General features: G+C 55.9%; 18 protein-coding genes. 12 read left to right on the top strand and 6 right to left on the bottom strand.

Features of this window, described 5'->3' with window-relative positions; genetic code table 11:
• Positions 1-10 precede the first annotated feature (10 nt).
• The gene (locus CXY83_RS17895; RefSeq protein WP_199184983.1) at positions 11-349 is read right to left on the bottom strand and encodes a hypothetical protein; all 339 of its coding nucleotides are present in this window, start codon (positions 347-349) and stop codon (positions 11-13) included.
• A gap of 417 nt (positions 350-766) precedes the next feature.
• Here CXY83_RS17895 and CXY83_RS15460 point away from each other — a divergent pair, with 417 nt between their 5' ends.
• The 4 genes from CXY83_RS15460 to CXY83_RS18670 all read left to right on the top strand — a co-directional run bounded on the left by CXY83_RS15460 (position 767) and on the right by CXY83_RS18670 (position 5,101).
• Positions 767-1,819, top strand: a complete 1,053-nt coding sequence (locus tag CXY83_RS15460) for a thermonuclease family protein (protein WP_158251900.1) — start codon at positions 767-769, stop codon at positions 1,817-1,819.
• Between the two features lie 76 nt (positions 1,820-1,895).
• Entirely contained in the window at positions 1,896-2,378 is a 483-nt protein-coding gene (locus CXY83_RS17690) for a nuclease-related domain-containing protein (RefSeq protein ID WP_158251899.1), read from the top strand.
• A gap of 979 nt (positions 2,379-3,357) precedes the next feature.
• Positions 3,358-4,623, top strand: a complete 1,266-nt coding sequence (gene dcm, locus CXY83_RS15450; RefSeq protein ID WP_104198203.1) for a DNA (cytosine-5-)-methyltransferase — start codon at positions 3,358-3,360, stop codon at positions 4,621-4,623.
• Positions 4,624-4,627: 4 nt separating this feature from the next.
• Positions 4,628-5,101: a very short patch repair endonuclease gene (locus CXY83_RS18670; protein WP_104198202.1), complete on the top strand. Its 474-nt coding sequence runs from the start codon at positions 4,628-4,630 to the stop codon at positions 5,099-5,101.
• 48 nt (positions 5,102-5,149) lie between these two features.
• On the opposite strand, the gene CXY83_RS18665 is transcribed toward CXY83_RS18670, so the two are convergent.
• Positions 5,150-5,788: a helix-turn-helix domain-containing protein gene (locus CXY83_RS18665; RefSeq protein ID WP_369831180.1), complete on the bottom strand. Its 639-nt coding sequence runs from the start codon at positions 5,786-5,788 to the stop codon at positions 5,150-5,152.
• Positions 5,789-6,156: 368 nt separating this feature from the next.
• On the opposite strand from CXY83_RS18665, the gene CXY83_RS15435 reads away from it, so the two are divergent.
• The 4 genes from CXY83_RS15435 (at position 6,157) to CXY83_RS15420 (ending at position 10,909) form a co-directional block, all read left to right on the top strand.
• Positions 6,157-7,938: a DEAD/DEAH box helicase gene (locus CXY83_RS15435; RefSeq protein ID WP_104198200.1), complete on the top strand. Its 1,782-nt coding sequence runs from the start codon at positions 6,157-6,159 to the stop codon at positions 7,936-7,938.
• Positions 7,922-8,389, top strand: coding sequence for an EcoRII N-terminal effector-binding domain-containing protein (locus CXY83_RS15430; protein ID WP_104198199.1), 468 nt, complete (start codon positions 7,922-7,924; stop codon positions 8,387-8,389). Before CXY83_RS15435 ends, CXY83_RS15430 begins: the two co-directional genes overlap by 17 nt.
• Positions 8,380-10,050: an ATP-binding protein gene (locus CXY83_RS15425; RefSeq protein WP_104198198.1), complete on the top strand. Its 1,671-nt coding sequence runs from the start codon at positions 8,380-8,382 to the stop codon at positions 10,048-10,050. The genes CXY83_RS15430 and CXY83_RS15425 overlap by 10 nt, the downstream gene beginning before the upstream one ends.
• A gap of 196 nt (positions 10,051-10,246) precedes the next feature.
• Entirely contained in the window at positions 10,247-10,909 is a 663-nt protein-coding gene (locus tag CXY83_RS15420) for an HNH endonuclease (protein ID WP_158251898.1), read from the top strand.
• Positions 10,910-11,062: 153 nt separating this feature from the next.
• Here the strand turns inward: CXY83_RS15420 and CXY83_RS15415 are convergent, their stop codons facing one another.
• From CXY83_RS15415 to CXY83_RS15405, 3 genes are all read right to left on the bottom strand, one after another.
• The gene (locus CXY83_RS15415) at positions 11,063-11,659 is read right to left on the bottom strand and encodes a hypothetical protein (protein ID WP_146069954.1); all 597 of its coding nucleotides are present in this window, start codon (positions 11,657-11,659) and stop codon (positions 11,063-11,065) included.
• Entirely contained in the window at positions 11,652-12,176 is a 525-nt protein-coding gene (locus CXY83_RS15410; protein ID WP_104198195.1) for a hypothetical protein, read from the bottom strand. The genes CXY83_RS15415 and CXY83_RS15410 overlap by 8 nt, the downstream gene beginning before the upstream one ends.
• A 280-nt stretch (positions 12,177-12,456) precedes the next feature.
• The gene (locus CXY83_RS15405; RefSeq protein ID WP_158251897.1) at positions 12,457-12,891 is read right to left on the bottom strand and encodes a DUF262 domain-containing protein; all 435 of its coding nucleotides are present in this window, start codon (positions 12,889-12,891) and stop codon (positions 12,457-12,459) included.
• 734 nt (positions 12,892-13,625) lie between these two features.
• Here CXY83_RS15405 and CXY83_RS15400 point away from each other — a divergent pair.
• The 4 genes from CXY83_RS15400 to CXY83_RS15385 all read left to right on the top strand — a co-directional run bounded on the left by CXY83_RS15400 (position 13,626) and on the right by CXY83_RS15385 (position 15,751).
• The gene (locus tag CXY83_RS15400) at positions 13,626-14,228 is read left to right on the top strand and encodes a hypothetical protein (protein WP_146069953.1); all 603 of its coding nucleotides are present in this window, start codon (positions 13,626-13,628) and stop codon (positions 14,226-14,228) included.
• Between the two features lie 166 nt (positions 14,229-14,394).
• A complete protein-coding gene (locus CXY83_RS15395) occupies positions 14,395-14,730 on the top strand; it encodes a hypothetical protein (protein WP_104198192.1) in 336 nt (111 codons plus the stop codon).
• Between the two features lie 165 nt (positions 14,731-14,895).
• Positions 14,896-15,183 carry a DUF3253 domain-containing protein gene (locus CXY83_RS15390; protein WP_199184982.1) on the top strand — a complete coding sequence of 96 codons (288 nt, stop codon included), beginning with the start codon at positions 14,896-14,898 and terminating at the stop codon, positions 15,181-15,183.
• 196 nt (positions 15,184-15,379) lie between these two features.
• Positions 15,380-15,751 (top strand): PH domain-containing protein, encoded by a 372-nt coding sequence (locus CXY83_RS15385; protein WP_104198190.1) that lies wholly within the window; start codon positions 15,380-15,382, stop codon positions 15,749-15,751.
• 282 nt (positions 15,752-16,033) lie between these two features.
• Here the strand turns inward: CXY83_RS15385 and CXY83_RS15375 are convergent, their stop codons facing one another.
• Entirely contained in the window at positions 16,034-16,783 is a 750-nt protein-coding gene (locus tag CXY83_RS15375; protein WP_199184981.1) for an IclR family transcriptional regulator, read from the bottom strand.
• Between the last annotated feature and the right edge of the window lie 158 nt (positions 16,784-16,941).

The raw sequence follows: 16,941 nt of genomic DNA, 5'->3' as shown, positions 1-16,941 counted from the left end.
GCCGACAGGCCTACGCGCCCCACCAATCCCCGTCATCATCCCGCTCCTGACCAACCGCTGCAGCCGTGACCGCCGCTTTCAGAACATCCCAGGCGGTCGCGCCGCCGGACAATGATTTCACGCGCGCGATTCCGAGGCTGTTCTGATTGGTCAAGGCCAAATCGCTGCGTGGCACCACGTAGAAATCCCATTGGGCCACATTCAGCTGGTCGTAGACATCGTGCGAGGTCGCGGTTTGCACGCAGAACACGTAGACCATGGCGTTCAGCCGCCGGCCGAGAATCACCCAGGCCTGCAAGCGCTCTGGCACAAAGAGCCCGCCGAGCGCATCCGCCGTACCGACCACCAAGCGGATGCATACTAGCAAGTCGCCGCGGTACTCGCGTGAGCGGTTCTGCCGGGCTAAAGTCCTTGAGTGCACCAGCGCTAGCAGTAGGGCGACGGTCACGAAGAGCGCGCCGAAACCCGCTCTTCAGCGAATTGTTCATGGTGCTGATCGCGCCGGCGCGCGGGGCGATGCTGATCAGCACACCGGCCCCTGCAAGGGCCAGCCAGAGGGAAAAGTGCGGGCGGTAGCGTAGCGCGGGCACAGTCGTGTCCATGGCGACATAAACTCCGGCATAATCAGGATCACTGCAGAGCTCGACACCGCACGGCGATCGTTCTTGTCTGCAGTCGTATTGGGGGCACCGTGTCATTCGTATCGTCGAGCTCAAATCGTCACCGTTGGTTGTCTGCCAAGGCCTCAGCCGCCGCAACCGTGTTGATGGTAATCGCTGGAATCACGTTCACTGCTGCGCCGGCTAACGCCGCCAAAGACGATCGCGCAGTCGTGGTTCGTGTGATCGATGGCGACACCGTGGTGCTAAAAATAGATTCGAAAGAGACGCGGGTGCGCCTGCTCAACATCGACACCCCCGAAACAAAAGACCCGACCGAGCCCGTGGAATGCGGAGGCCCAGTAGCCTCGGCTTACCTCACTGCATTACTCCCTGTCGGGGCCAAGGTCACCCTGAAATACGACCGGGAGCGACTCGATCGCTACGGGCGCACGCTGGCCGCTGTCTACACTGCCGACGACAAGTTCATCAGTGAGGAAATCGCTCGACAAGGCTATGGAATGGCGGTCACCTTCGGTGCCAATGACAAGAATTTCAAAACCGTGCAGGCCGCCCAGAAAATAGCTCAGACGAAGTTCCGGGGCCTCTATTCAAAGACAACGGACTGCACCATTCGCACCCAGGTCAAGGCCTTGAAAGCCGAGACGCAGCAACTCGCGGCGGTCGACAGCGCGACCGCTCCATCCGGCGAGGTGACAGCGCTGGTCGCGCGGGCCGCTGCACTCATGGCCGGCATCGCGGCACTGCAACGCCTTGCCGATTTGGATCAGCCGTCTATCGCCATGTCCATCCTGCTGGCCACGCCCAAGATCGGCTACGGCAAGGGCTTGAGAAACATGGACACCAAGGCGAGTTCGATACACAAGAAGCTCGTAACGGCTGAGACCGGCGCAGTGGCGCGCGAGGCGGCGGCCGCGGCACAGGCAGCCGCAGACGCCGCAGCCGCAGCGAAAGCCGCTGCCGATGCACGGGCCGCTGCCGACGCACAAGCTGTCGCTGACGCACGGGCCGCTGCCGACGCGAGAGCTCTTGCCGCCCAGCGGGCTGCCGAGCAACCGTATGTCGCTCCTTACGTTGAACCGTACGTTGCGCCCGCGGTTCCCAGCGTCGACACGTACACCGGATGCCGCGCCTACGGCAACAACGGAACCTCCGTCGACGACAAAGGTCGCCGGTACACCAAGATCCCCTGCCCGTAGGGTTAGGCGGCGGCCGACTCCACTCTTGGTAGCGACGCCATGCCCGCTAGATAGGCACTCAACCATCGAGGGATACATGACAACACAGGCACCGGGTATGCGCGATCAGATCGCTGGCCAATCGGTCATCGAAGAGTTGCTCCGCCAGCAACAAGCTGTGCCGCCACGCTCGCGTTTCGCTCGGTTCTGGGGATACTCCCCGCTGGCCGCCGAAAGCGTCGCCTGGTACCTCGGCGCTCAGGGTGAGATCGAGGTCGGCAAGATTCTCGGCCGCCTCCCNCTTCCGATCGGCAAAGCCGGCGCCGATATTGACCATCTCGTGCTCGGCCCGGGCGGAATCTTCACGATCAACACCAAACACCATCGTGGCAAGAAGATCTGGATCGCCGAACGGTCGATAATGGTCAATGGCCAGAAGCAGTCCTACCTCCGCAACTCGAAATTCGAGGCCGCTCGCGTCACGAAAATGCTTCGAAAGCGGATGCCGCAGCTCCCGGCAGCGCAGGCCGTGATCGCGCTGGTCAGCCCCGGGGCAGATCACGATCAAGAAGAAGCCTGATCGCGTTGATGTTCTGGATGCGGTCAATTTGCGATGTTGGCTTTTGAAACGGCCGTGCCTTTTGCCGAATCCGAGCTGGTGGAGCTCGTTGCTCTAGTCAATGCCCCGGCGACTTGGTCTGCGCCCAAGTGACCACCGAGTCCGAATCTGCTGACACAATTCGCTGTGATCGACGGCGAAGCGAGAACTGCGCGAGTGCGGCGCGTGACACGGACCCTGATCAGCTTTGCGACAGCGGCCACCCTCGCCGTCTTCGTCGGCTTGCCCCTACAACAAGTTGTTCCTCTGACTTATTGGCGCACCGTAACGCCTCACCCTCAACGCCGAATGTCGAAGTCAACCCGTTGCGTTCGGCGCACGCAGGCCAGCGCAACAAGCTGTGCGCCTCGTATGTCGGTCGCCCGCTCGCTAGGACGGGTCCGGCGAGCGCCGACAACGAGAAGATCGAGTCTGCCCGGCACGTCATCGTGGAAGACCTACCCGTGAAGCTCGACTGCCTGCACCTTTGGTTTTAGCAAGAATTCATCAGGGGGGTGGATGCCATCACCAAACGCACAGGTGGGCACCGCTCGCCGAGCCGATAGCGCGGGTTGAGACCGACGCGCTCGCTCTTGCAACAAACAAGTTATTCGGAGCAATACAAAGTTCTACACAGAGCATTGGCAGTGAGGACTCTTCGAAGCCCACCTTCGAAAGCGTTTTCGTGATGACCTACGAGACACGTCCAGGCTGGACGCCATTTCAGGCCCCATGCCTGTAGAAACCCGACGAAGCATCCAGAACGATTTCCTCTTGGCAATGGCGCCGTTGCGCGCCGAACCAGAGTCGGTGGTAATCCGTTGGATGGTGCGCAAGCGTCAAGGAGAACCTCTAGCATGCGTGCGGAATCTACAATCATGTCTGCGCCGCTGCCCGCATCGAGTGGGCGCTCACAGTCGGTTTAGAAAAAATTGTGTCAAAAATAGGACAGACTGTCCCTATGCGCTCCCAAAAACTGCCTGCTTCGCTCCCGGCGGCCAACCTGCTTTCGAATCTCAGACATCTATATTCACAGCGTGAGCTGGCAGACAAGCTGAGCGTGAGTAACAAGACTGTCGGTCGGTGGGAACGGGGCGAGACAACATTTCCCGCCTACCTTGAGCATGCCCTGCGAGCCATCTCCCATCCCGTTCAGGCGCAAACCGAGGTGCAAGACTTTGATACAGCCGATCTCTTTGCAGGAATCGGTGGCATTCGAACTGGCTTCGCCATGCACGGAGGAAACTGTGTTTTCACCAGCGAATGGAATGACTTCTCTAAAAAGACATATTTGGAGAACTATCCGGACACGCATGAATTTGTTGGCAATATCGTCCCCTACGACGCCGCCAAAGTGCCAAACCACGACGTGCTCCTTGCAGGTTTCCCATGCCAACCATTCTCCATTGCGGGCGTCAGTAAGAAGAATTCCTTGGGTCGTGCCCACGGCTTTGGAGATTTGACGCAAGGTACTCTATTCTTCGATGTTGCCCGGATCATTGCTGAGAAACGTCCGGCTGCGTTCTTGCTTGAGAACGTCAAGAACTTGCTCAGTCACGACAAAGGAAACACCTTCCGCGTGATTCTGGCCACATTGCGAGACGAACTTAACTATGAAGTTCACTACAAAATCATCGACGGCGGACACTTTACGCCTCAGCACCGAGAACGGATAATTATTGTTGGTTTTGCGTCGCCGACAAAATTTTCTTGGACAGATCTGGATTTGCCGGTCGACCGCCCGGTCCTGTCATCCATTCTTCATAAGACGGACGGAACCGAGGCTCTAATCGAGAGTGATGGGAATCGCTTTTTCGACCACGCATCGTCGTCCGTTCTCGAAAAATACACTCTCACACCGAAACTTTGGGAATATCTTCAGTCTTACGCGCGCAAACACAAAGCTGCTGGAAATGGATTTGGGTTCGGACTCGTTACCGGAGAGAGCGTGACTCGCACACTCTCAGCACGATATTACAAAGATGGTTCCGAGATTTTGCTGAGCCAAGGCGCAGACAATCGGCCGAGACGTCTGACCCCCCGAGAGTGCGCCCGCCTCATGGGCTACCCGGATAGCTTCAGAATCCCCGTGAGCGACACGCAGGCGTACCGTCAATTTGGCAACAGCGTCGTAGTGCCAGTTATGGCAGAGATCGCCCGAATAATGAAGCCTCATATTATTGCCGTGAAGGAGCATCGAGCACTCGTTGGTCAACAGCAGGAATAAATAGATGTTCGTTTCTCCTTCCCGCAGAAAAAATATGGCGGCTATCCGATCGAAGAACACGGCCCCTGAAATGACTGTGCGAAGTGCGTTACATCACGATGGATTTCGATTTCGAATTCACGTGCAACAGCTGTGCGGTGTGCCCGATATTGTGCTCCCTAAATACAAGGCGGCGATTTTTGTCAACGGTTGTTTTTGGCACTGCCATCAGTGCTCGACCTTTCGGTGGCCTAAGACGCGCCCTGACTTCTGGCGACAAAAGCTAGAGGCTAATCGTTTACGGGACTCGTTCGTAAGGGCCGAGCTCCTCGCTAGTGGGTGGCGTGTGGCAACTGTGTGGGAATGCGGATTGCAGAGAAAGGACAGCACAGCGACTTGTCTTAAGCTGCTCGAAGGATGGCTCCGAGGTGACGATACCGAATTCGATATGCCGATTATCCCGGCACCCTGGCCCGCAATGCTTGCCATCGACGGTTGAAAAGTCAAGCCAGCATCGGCGGTGAAAATTGAGCCACCTGTTCCGCGCTCATCGTATATGGACCGGACGCATCGCTGGCACGATGTGTGCGGTGTCGATGAGCGCAGCGATGATTCCGTCACTCTTGGCACCAAGTGGCCACGGAGACCGGGCTAGACCTGCACCTACAGGAAGGTTTATACGGTCTCTTTGGGACGTCCAGACGCTCGTCGTCTGGGATCTCCGAGACCATCGGCGTGGAGATCTGTTGCGGAGACCGGCAGACAATGAGCTTGGATTCCACGTGCTGGCGGAGCCGATTATCGAAGGCGAGTTCCCCCAGTCGTGACCGTGTTCGAGCGGCGGCGAGACGTTCAACTGGGCCGACCGGTAGCCGTTCGAGCCACCATCGCGCAGTACATCTCGCGAAACGGTTGGGACGGCGCAGCCTAGTTCAGTGGCGATCGCTGTCAACGACCGATGAACGGCAAGTCCTTGCGAGATGCTCTCGCGCTCATCGAGCGATAGCCGCAGCGCCCGACACGGCTTCGTCGCCCGTAGCCGCGCGCCACCCGATCTCTTGAGCCACAGACACGCGGTGAACCTAGATATCCCTGCTAGCACCGCAGACTTTCGAAGTGACGTGCCCGAAGCACCTGCCGTGACAAATGCTATCCGTTGCTCGAGCGGCTTTGATTTCCTTCCCATTTTCATTCCTTTAACAAAAAGTTGATCACACACACCACACCGTTGCGCTGACCGTCTCAAGTTTTCAGCTCTCACCCGCTTCGTGCCGAGGCGTCGAGAGCATCATCCATATGTAGCTGTCGGCCCCTGACCATTGAAAATGTGACACAACAATTTTGGTCAGGTCTGCAAGAATGAGTGTGGTCGAGGAATGTGTTTGATATACCGCAACTCGACTCCCTTGTACGGGTGAGGAGACTGTAAGAAATCCTGCCCTTCGAAGCCATTTTATAAATCTCAACTAGTTTGGAAGATTCCCTATGCCAAATATACTTAGGCAGGTGCGCACGAGGTCGAACCCTTCCCCTCCCGCGCATTGGAGCTGATTGATGGCTTGGGTGGCGCGTGCGGGAGAAATATGGTTGGACTCTTCTAAAACGAACGCCGAGATGATATTTGCGGATGTTAGCTTGGGAAGCTCCAGTTCAATCCGTCAGGAGCTTCCAGAGCTTCGCTTCTCTCGGCGCGCCTTGCGAGCAGTGCTCCGGATCACGGGGACATTTCCGGGACAATTAGAGTGGAAAATTCTCACCGACAATGACGGAGTCTTCGGCCCCTATCCGCTCGCCAGTGATTATGTTATCGACGGCAAGACCGTACATCGCCTCAACCGCGTGGAGCTCGATGACATCTACCGTTCTCTCGGAGGGATTGAAACGAGGCTTAAGGGCCGTCTGACCGGTGGCGGCTATCTTCGCCTGCTCAGTACACCGTTGGCACAACATTTTCTGCGTGATGAGTCTGACAACAATTACGGTCTGGATTGGGCGAAGACCCAGGCAGTGCTGCCAGTTCCCCCTACGCTCAGAGCGACTCTCTACGATTACCAGATAGTCGGTTCGTCAGTGCTGAGACTGCTTGCTGACAATGGCCTGGGGTGTCTGCTGGCCGATGAAATGGGCCTAGGCAAAACGATTCAAGTGATTGCATTGGCTTTGAGCCGGCCCGCTCGCTCGAGAACACTCGTCGTGGCGCCCGCTTCGTTGATCCCGAATTGGCTTAGAGAATTTCGAGAGTTCGCACCCGACTTAGCGGTCGTTGATCACTCTGGACCGCAGCGAACCGGAGTGGCCTCGGGGCTCGACGAGTTCGACGTGGTCGTGACTTCGTATGAAACAGTCATCAACGACTTCGGCTTTATTGGCGCTTTGCGCTGGAACATTGTCGTCCTCGATGAGGCTCAGCAAATTCGGAATCCGGCTTCGCAGCGAGCTAAATACATGAAGCTGCTCATCCGCGATGTGTCGGTCGCGGTCACTGGTACACCTATTGAAAACTCACTTCGAGATCTTTGGTCATTGAGCGAATTTGTAATCCCACAGCTTCTTGGTGGGTTAGATGAGTTCGAGTTAGCTTTTGACAATCAACAGGAGGCGGCGCAACGCCTCGGCCGTATCGCTGCACAGGTCACTGTGCGAAGGCGAGTCGTAGAGGTTGCGCGCGATTTGCCAGATCGAGTCGAGATTCTTACTGCACTTCAGATGGACGACGAAGATCGCGCGCTGATGGCTCGGGTACGAAATCAATCCAAAGACGGTCTTGATCAGAAACAACTCGAAATGATCTGCGCGCATAGCAGCGAAACTTTCGATGATAATTTCGCAAAGAAGCCCAAGGTTCAACACGTGCTCTCCCTGTTGGCGGAAGGATTCGCGGGTGGCGACAAGATTCTAGTCTTTGCAAGCTACTTGCGAAGTATTGATCAATTGGCAGCTACCGTTCGGAACTTGTATCCCGACGCGTTCGTAGCCACAGTGGATGGTCGAAAACCAGTACCTGATCGAATGCAAATTATCGATGAGTTTACGGAAACCAAACGAGCGGCGTGCTTGATTCTAAATCCGACAGCGGCCGGAACGGGCTTGAATATAGTCGCTGCGAACCATGTTGTGCACTTTAATCCTCAGTGGAATCCGGCTGTAACAAAACAAGCGACCGCACGGTCCTACAGACGCCGGCAAATGAAGCCAGTCTTCGTGCATCATCTCTACTACGCCGATAGCGTAGAAGAGAGAATGGTAGAGCGCTCGAGTTGGAAGCAGCATCTCGCGGACGCATTTGACAGTGGTATCAAAGAGAAAGAAGGAAACGAAAATGGCACAGGGGTATAGCCAAAGCGTCAGCAAGCAGATCAGTGCCAACGAGTTAGGAATTACCGGCTCGCATCAGGCCGGAATTGTTGTCCCGAAGAGTGGCGCATCTCGAATACTCGAGTTCTTCCCCCCGCTTGATCCAAAGATATTCAACCCGTCGTGCATTGTGACGGTAAAGGATTCCGATACAGGCGAATATTGGGACCTAAGATTTGTTCACTACAACAACAAAATTCACGGCCGTGGGACACGAAACGAGTATCGTCTGACAGGGATGACGAAAATGTTTCGTGATATGGGAACATCCCCAGGAGATCACGTTGTTTTCACGCGGACGTCTGAAGGTGATGTTCTCATTACGACAGTCCATGATGGCGATGTGCACTCTTCAACAACGAACGTTACATCGCGGGCTGTGCGAGGCGGTTGGACAATGATAGACGATGGAGAGGCTGCTAAATGGCATTAAAAATTGTTGCACCGAACACTTCCAGACTTGTGGAGGGTCTGCGGGACACTGGATACACGTTCAACGCCTCCATATCGGACATCGTCGATAATTCCGTAGCGAATGATGCAGGAATCGTCCACATTTCTATTGATCTCGACTCAATGCTTCAGCTCAGCGTGCGAATCGCTGATGACGGCTGCGGAATGGATCGCACCGGTCTCGAGAACGCGATGAAATATGGAAGCGACCAGCAGAACACCCCCAATAGTCTCAGTAAATTTGGGATGGGGTTGAAAACTGCTTCAACCGCATTCTGCCGCAAGTTGTCACTCATCTCACTTTCTGAGGAGTCCGGTGAGGAACGAATACACTTTGCCACTTGGGATCTCGACGTCCTGACTGCGCGGGGCGAGTGGCTCTTAGACGAAGGACCAGCAGAACCTGATCAAGAGGACGAATTCAATGAGGCGATGGCTAGGATTGCGAACTTCGGTTCCCTTGCAACGCCCTCGTCTGGAACTTTGGTTTTGTGGGAGAAGGTCGACAGGCTTCTCAAGACCAAGCACGGCAAGGACCCAGTAAACTCGCGACGATTCGTCGATGACATGGTTGGCAAACTCCGGTTGCATATCGCCATGGTCTTTCAGCGTTTTCTAGATGAACAAGACGAAAGGGCTCGAAACGTAAAGATCTACGTGAACGCGGTGCCTGTGGTTGCTTGGGACCCTTTCTGCGCCAAATGGATTTCTCCTGTGGACCCAGGAGAGGTGAAGTATTGGCGCTTTGAAGGTTCCTCCGGCGACCAGCAAAGTGTCATCTGTCGTTCATATATTCTTCCTCCACGAAACGAAATCGACGACGAGGCGTATGGGACATCGGTGAAGATTTCTAATCAGAGCCAAGGAATTTTTCTTTACCGAGAGAATCGATTGATCGACGGACCTAGCTGGCTTGGCTTAGTCGGCACGTCAGAGACTCACATGAACAACTTGCGTATAGAACTTTCATTTCCTGGCGAGCTCGATGATGTTTTCGGCGTTGGGATCAAAAAATCCGGTGTACACCTCGATGCCAATTTTTCGTCGGAGTTAAACAAATACTTAGCACCTATCCGCAATGAGGCTATAAATCGATCCAGGCGGGGTAAAGCGAAAGCGGCTACAACGGCAGGGGGTGCGGATAGTCCCGGGCGCCCCAGCGAACGGACTATCGCAAGTGCCCTAAAAAGCCTCGATATTGCCGTAATCGCAGGCCAAGATGACGGTTCGGTCGTTCTGACTGGCAACCAAGGGTCGCTGACGATACTTGACTCGGCGGGCATGTCAACGGGCCACATCGCAATCTTTCCGAATGACGATACCAACCCGGTTTTTGTTCAACGGAAGGACAATTTGGAGAACGGTTCTCTCTGGGAGGGAAGTTATATACCGGGCAAAGGAATCGGAGTATCGCTGAACACGGGGCACTCTTGGTACAGAAAGGCATACTTACCGAACTCAACGAACAGCCCTCTCGTGCAGGCGATCGAGTATCTGTTCTTTGCATTGGCTCAGGCAGAGCAGAACAACACGACTCACGAGATGAAAGATAACTTTGACGATTTCCGAGCTGAAGTAAGCATGAACCTGAATAAGCTCATGAGGGATCTGCCTGAACCAGCTGAGATTGACCCTATTTAGGTGGCCACGGATGATTTCGCTACTCAACAATAATATTATTCATGGTATTGAATCCGCTATTGGAGTGGACCTAGAATCGTGCTTTGTAAACTGGGGCGGTTCGCATTCGTCAGGACTCCGACTTAAGGGTGCTCCGTTTGGCAGTTCGTTCAGTGTCTCGCTATCTCGAGTTCCGTCTCGAGCTATTGCTGTCTTCGTGGCAGATTCCTTTGCTGGACCGCTGATCCGCCACGTGGGTATTGTTGTTGCACAGGATCCTGCGGCCTGGCAGTCGATCATCCACGACGGTGAGGTAAGCTATGGCATTCGAACCAACATATATGTCAATGGCAGTGAACTTGATATGTCGGCGCCAATGGATTTTGAGACGTGGCAATCGCTTGAAATTGAGTGCACGGCTCGCATTCCTCGAGTTCGGGCTGATCCCGATGACAAAGTGATCTCCGCCGGTAGTCAATGTTTAGCCTTGATCATAGAGTGCTTAGAATTTGAAGCACTTCAGGACATTGGCGCGGTTGGTCTCCCCGAGGGCGCAGTATCGACCATCGAGGTCAACCGATACGAACGCAGTCCTGTCAACAGGTTGATGTGCCTGAGACATTATGGATACACCTGTTGGGTGTGCGACCTAGATTTTGCTGTCACTTATGGCGATATTGGCCTCGACTTTGTGGAAGTGCACCACCGTGTTCCTGTTTCGCAGATTACGCCGGGCTATTTGATTGATCCGCTGCGGGATTTGATTCCATTGTGCAGTAACTGCCATTCCATGGTTCATCGTCGAAATCCTCCTTATTCACCGGAAGAGTTGCGTCTTATGATCGGTCGGGTAACTCCGAAATCAATATTGAATCGCTAAGGCTTGTCGTTTGGGCTGCGTGAGAATGACCGACGTGAAACTTCGCATGAATTTCCTCGATTGGCTTCTTGTGCCTATCAAAGAGCAACGTAGATTGATCGCTCACGCCATAGGAACTGGTTCGCTGTCACCGACGAAGCCATTGGTGCCGGTTCACGCCGCAGTTGTATCTGTCAGCTGATCAAATTCGCCCAAGGCTAATATGATTCGGGCTACGGCGCTGTACTCATCTTGAGGGTTGACCAAAGTGCGTGAATGACCTGAGGTGTGAGCATACTCTCCGCGCGTCGCGCCCAAGGAGGTTAGGTCTGGAGCAAGGCCCGGGGGAAGTTCCCGTAATTTAATTCCTATCGCCGGCAGGAGCCGCAGCAGGTTTTGTTCTTTGATCCCATGATTACCTGCAATCCTAGATGTGAGCATTCGGCGTCCAAGCCTGACCAATTCGTCCAGTGAAATATCACCTTTTGTTGCCTGTTTGTTCGCGTCTGTAAAGGCGACTTGAACAAATGCCAACAACGATTTGTGCACTTCCCTACGTAGAATCCAAGCCTTTTCCCTTGCCTCGGCATAGCGTGATACGCGTATTTCGATATACGACTCAATTTCGGCATGAACCATCAGAGTAAATGCAGCGGCCTGTTCTCTCACATGCTGCGAATAGTCGCCGATCGGATCCCAATTGGTAGGGAGAAAGATATCTTTCAGGCTCTGGATCCGTCCATGAAGGAGTTCCATCTCCTTGCTAGTCAAGTTCTATTCCCCAACCAATGCGGCCGTCTTGTTGACGGAAGGGCAACTTTGCAGGAATTTCAATCGCGTTGAAGAAGGCTTTGCCCCAAGCCTCGAGGCGATAGAACGTGGCCCCAAGACTTTTTGTAGTTGACGTCACCGCTGTGGCGAATTGCGGGTCCTCGGTCAACAGTGTTTCAAAGGCGCGTTTAACTTTTTTCGGGTTCTTCATGGCCAATTTCGCGTACGACGGGGCGGAAAGATAGAGACACTGCACGTCGAACACGGCGCGGTTGAAAAGCGACTCATATCTGCCATCTACAAAGCGCCTAAAGGCATCGGCTCCAAATATCTGCAAGGAGGCATCTATTCCTGAATCCAAGGACTTTAGTGCGTCCTCGACGTCGTTTGCGTTGTCCTCCCATTGATCGTTGTAGAGCGACGTGGTCTTATCTAAGAATGTTTTCAGGTTTCCGCTGTACTCCGGCAATCTGAGCTTAAATGCCACAAATCGAAGTGCCAGTTCTGTATCGCGCATGCGAAAGTCAGCTTCGGTCGTGTGTAGCGCTGCATGCAAGGACCGGCTAGTCGCGGCAAATTCATTTATTCGCGATGCAAATTCCCCAGGGTAGAGTGCTTGTCTCAGTTCCTGTGATGAGAGTGCAACGCTGCCAGTGTTAAGTCGATGGAAAACGAGATTAAGATACGAGTCATCGCTCCAATTTGATATCACGACGGTCCGTATTGTTGTATTTAAGAACATTCGTACGTCGTCAGCGAATTGCGTGCTGTCTGCCAACTCGCTGAACGTGTTCCCGTTAAAATTGCTTGAGCAAATCAAGGCCGGTCAATCTCAACGGGTGTGCATCGACTTCAACGTCAAGTGCAAAACGCCTCATTGCAGACAATCGCTGCTTGCCGTCTAATACGATGAAAACTCCTCGACGTGATTTGTCGGAGGCAAGGACGAGCTGGGGGATCGGGAATCCAACAAAGATGCTCTCGATAAACCGGCTCATTCTCACGGCGTTCCAGACACTTCGCCGCTGAAAAGCCGGAGAAATGTCTATGTTCCCTTGCCTGAGCTGGCTGAGAAGGGTCTCAACAGTCCAGTCCGTGCCTTGAAGAGATGCGCTCGAGGCCGATGTCCATACTGAATCTGATTCCTCGTTCGCATCATCTGCCCACGCCTCGATGACGGTGCCCTCAATAAAATCTGTGTTGGATGAGGGATCGAGGTTTGCCGTTGTCACATTTTCCCCATCCGATTGCTTTTGAGCCAGACTAGCGAACTCGGGCCGGCCGATACGGTCCTAAAATCTTAATTCTTGTGATTCGTGATCTTGGGTGCACTGATAGAAGCCAGACAGGTGTTGCGGGCGTGGTTTGAAAGTGTTCCTGCGCGCGTCCTTATGATGTGCCCAATCAATTGCAAGTACTAGGTGAGGCAAAGCATCGCCTTCACCTACCGATGTCCCAGCGTTTTATGCCGACCGCATCGTTCATGGCGATCGTCAATTTTCGGCCGGTGAGTACTGAAAACCGAACAGCGTTAGCGCCTTGTCAGCGGGTTGCCGGCGCGTGCTGTCACCTCGGTATATTCGAAGGACCACCCGCGTGGCTCAGGTGCTGCATGTTCGGTTTCGTCGCCACCGATTTCGAGACCGCCGGATTCGTGGCGGGGGGTCTCAATCGGGGCACTGAGGTTGCCACCGTGCATATCAGCGCGGACGGGCAGATCTGGGTTCAGTGAGAGTCCTTCATCAACCGCAGTGCTCTCGGGCGTGGGGTGATCTGTCGCGTAAGCGCCGCCGTTTTCCTGTGTACTGCCGCCGTCTCTGGGGTTGAGCAATCGCCCGCAGCGCATCTCGAAGGCACTAGGTCAATGGCTCGTGCAGAGAATAGGTCCAGTTGTTCGTAGGGGGATCTTGACCGGCTCGATCAGCGGGCTGGGTGGGTCGCGTTGGCCTAGTCGTATCTTCTAACTGTGTCGTTGCCGTCGCGCCCGTGGTACGCAGGCCCGGAACTCGCGACGGAGCAGACAACATCCGCCGTTCTTGAGCGCACCAGCATGTGCCTGCCCGAGATCACCGGGCCGGCCGAACAGCAGGACTACCTCGCCCTGCTCGACCGCTGCCTGCTTGACCGGCAGCTCTCTGCCCACGAAGCGCAGGCGCTTGTGCAGCTTGCCGAGGAGCTCGGTTTCAGCCGCCACCGCTGCGAGTTGCTGCACGGCGAGTATTTTGCCGCGCTCGCCCGCATCACCTGGGCTGACGGCCTCCTCACCACGGATGAGATGGCCGACCTCGTCGACGTCGCCAACCTTTTCGACATTTCAGCGGATGCCCTGCACGCTGCGCTCGACCAGCCTGAACAGGCCATCGTCGTCGCATCGACGCGTCACTATGTCTCGCGACTATGCCCTCAACTCATCCTGGTTCCGCTGAGAATCGCAAAATGCGACGACGGTCGCGAGCGCGACCGGGAGTCGATACCTCAATGGGCGGCCAGGCGGGTCAAGCGTTCTACTTTTCACCTTTCACGGCGGCGATCAAGGCCGTGGCGCTCTGATTCGCCAGAACCTCCCTAAATCAGCCCTGTCCGAGGGCCGCGGGCCGGCTACGTGTTCACTAGAGTGCGAAGTGCGGGCTGAAGCCCGCCTCGCGCACTCAGGACGATTGTTGGAATGCACGGCCATTCAGCCGTGGGCCCTGCAACCGGATCGAACTCGCCGAGCTAGCGAGAGGACAGCCAGCATGCCGCCGACTTGGCAGCCATCCGCCTGGGGCAAGGCCCTCACCAGCTCCGGTGACTGGAAACTCGCACTCCACGGCGACTCCGTCACGGTCACCCTGGGTGGCGTCGCTATTGTGAGCGCGGTTGAGAACGTTGAGGCTGTCGTCGTCACCCGCGGCCTGTTCTGGAGTCAGATCCGGCTCGAGGTGGGGGAGTGGGTGAGTCGGCTCTACGGCATCCGCTCGAAGGACGCTGCCGCGTTCGAACGAGCCTTCGCCGCGTCCCTCAAGGCGCTGCAACTTCGGCAGCGCAGCGCGGAGTTCGATGCGGCGGCCCACCGAGCGAGCCTTGACTGAACGGCTTCACTGTCGCGCTCGCGAAACGCCTGCAGATCTAAGGGTGAATCGCCGCCGGATTCAGCACCGCATAGGAGGCCTGCAAGGCTGCCGTCGGGTTCAGTCAACTGCTCGACGACGAGGTTTTGCGCCCCTATATTGACGCCCAGTCTGCCGAACGGCTCTGTGAGCTCCACTGAAACGAATGGAGCAGAAGGCGGCGTCAATGCGACCGACCTGCAGCTCGAGGCGACCATCGTGACGCTGCTCCAGACGCGGGCGCACGATTCCACGATCTGCCCCTCTGACGCGGCGCGAGCCATCGGCGGCGAGGATTGGCGCGACCTGATGGAACCGGCCCGCCGAGCTGCACGCCGCATGGTCGCCCGCGGCGAATTGCCGATCACGCAGGGCGGAGTCGTGGTCTATCCGTCGACTGCGAAGGGTACGATCCGGTGGCGAACGCCGCGGTAAGTGGTCGCCACTTGCAGGGAGCCAGATCTGGGTATCAAATCACGGTGCCCACACACACCGGAGTGCTATCAGGGTGGGTACATTCGTTTGATGCTTGAACTTCAACTGGGTCCCCTTTGTCGGCGGGAGCAGGGCGACCGCTACATTTAGTCAAATGGGCGAATTTCGCGCCGCAAACGAAAGTAAAGAAGTCAAAATGGAAACAGCCGCAATCACTTCCTGGACGTTTGTCTCCGAAGTAGAAATCCCTGCCGATATTCACCCGATGCTCGTGGCCGGTGAGCAACCTATTGCCGCATACAAGACATTTCGAGATAGCGCAGTCTTCACAACTAAGCGCCTGATCGTAAGGGATGCGCAGGGCATTACTGGTAAGAAAGTTGAGCTTTATTCGTTGCCGTATTCCAGCATTAATATGTGGTCATCCGAAAACGCTGGAACACTCGATTTCAATGCCGAAATCGAACTGTGGACGCGCGCGGGGCACATCAAAATTAATGTGGGCAAGAAGATCGATGTTCGAAAGCTCGACAAATTGATAGCGGAAGTTGTGCTGAACGGGCATTGAACAATCTGACGCAGACGGCGCCGGCTTTCCGGAACACATCAGCGCGCTCCTTTGAGCGCTAGGGCGTGTCGACGGTCTGCTTGCCGAGAAGCATGAGGGCGACCGGGATCAACTTGAAGTTGGCGATACCGAACGGTCAGAGCGCGTAGACGCCGATGCGTGCCGCCGGGATCCCCCAAAGGATCGTAACGATGAGCACGCACATGATGAGGGCGGCCACAATATAACTGACGATAGGCCAGAAGCCCGAGAGTACGAGCCAGCTGACGTTGAGGAGGGTATTTATGATGGTTCTATTTTCTCGAACCCCAGCGCGCTCGAGATCCGCGCCGCGGCCTCCACGACCGGCTCCGTATACCCGGGAACGGCGGTCGTCTCGTTGAGCCTCGAGAACGGGGCCACGATGCCCACTACGGCCACTACGTTGCCATGGTGGTCGAATACGGGGGAGCTCACCGAGGCGACCTCGGGTTCGCGCTCCTCGAACGATGACGCCCAGCCCTGGGTGCGAATCTGATCCAGCAGCTCGGCGGGCAGCGCCTCCTCCGGCGCAACGGTCAGCAGCTCCTGTCGGGCGAATTCGTCGAAGGCGAGAAACACCTTGCCGGCCGAACCCAGGTGCAGCGGCATGACGGTGCCTACCTCGAGAACACGGGAGATGGCACGCGGCGAGCGGGCCGTGGCCACTACGGTTCGGTACTGCCGCCAGCGCACATAGAGCACCGACGACTCCTGGGTCTGTTCACGCAGGGTCTGCAGCATCGGGCGAGAGGCCTGGATGACGTCGAGGCCCTGCGTGGCATTGATAGCCCAGCGCGCCACGCCCAGTCCGATGCGGTAGCCGCTGCCGTCGCGGTCGAGAAAGCCCTCCGACACCAGGTTCTGTACGAGGCGCTGCGTGGTGCTTTCGGGCAGTCCGGCGCGCTGGCGAATCGCGCTCAGCGACAGGGTGGGTTCCTCCACGGTGAAGCAGTCCATGATCTGGCGAATCTTGCCCAGCACCAGAATGCGGTTACCAGCTGTTTCAGTCACGAGGTGTCCTTGTCTGCGCTGGGCGATCGAAGCATCCGTTTGTCACAGAATCATTATTCATTGCGTTCGGGTGCAAAGCGCCACTAGGGTTCATGTAACCACATCGCGAGTGGTTCACTCGCTATGTGAGTGAAAATCTCGACACCCGGCCTGTAAGG

The organism is Cryobacterium sp. M15 (genome assembly GCF_002929675.1).
Classification (GTDB): Bacteria; Actinomycetota; Actinomycetes; order Actinomycetales; family Microbacteriaceae; genus Cryobacterium; species Cryobacterium lyxosi.
The sequence above is the reverse complement of the archived record's forward strand: the minus strand, read 5'-3'. Positions and strand labels throughout refer to the sequence as shown.

What these genes read in the sequence shown, in the direction of transcription:
- CXY83_RS15460 (WP_158251900.1), top strand. Translation starts at nt 767, where the DNA reads ATGGTAATCGCTGGAATCACGTTCACTGCTGCGCCGGCTAACGCCGCC.
- dcm (WP_104198203.1), top strand. Translation starts at nt 3,358, where the DNA reads ATGCGCTCCCAAAAACTGCCTGCTTCGCTCCCGGCGGCCAACCTGCTT.
- CXY83_RS18670 (WP_104198202.1), top strand. Translation starts at nt 4,628, where the DNA reads ATGTTCGTTTCTCCTTCCCGCAGAAAAAATATGGCGGCTATCCGATCG.
- CXY83_RS18665 (WP_369831180.1), bottom strand. Translation starts at nt 5,788, where the DNA reads ATGGGAAGGAAATCAAAGCCGCTCGAGCAACGGATAGCATTTGTCACG.
- CXY83_RS15435 (WP_104198200.1), top strand. Translation starts at nt 6,157, where the DNA reads ATGGCTTGGGTGGCGCGTGCGGGAGAAATATGGTTGGACTCTTCTAAA.
- CXY83_RS15430 (WP_104198199.1), top strand. Translation starts at nt 7,922, where the DNA reads ATGGCACAGGGGTATAGCCAAAGCGTCAGCAAGCAGATCAGTGCCAAC.
- CXY83_RS15425 (WP_104198198.1), top strand. Translation starts at nt 8,380, where the DNA reads ATGGCATTAAAAATTGTTGCACCGAACACTTCCAGACTTGTGGAGGGT.
- CXY83_RS15410 (WP_104198195.1), bottom strand. Translation starts at nt 12,176, where the DNA reads ATGCGCGATACAGAACTGGCACTTCGATTTGTGGCATTTAAGCTCAGA.
- CXY83_RS15395 (WP_104198192.1), top strand. Translation starts at nt 14,395, where the DNA reads ATGCCGCCGACTTGGCAGCCATCCGCCTGGGGCAAGGCCCTCACCAGC.
- CXY83_RS15385 (WP_104198190.1), top strand. Translation starts at nt 15,380, where the DNA reads ATGGAAACAGCCGCAATCACTTCCTGGACGTTTGTCTCCGAAGTAGAA.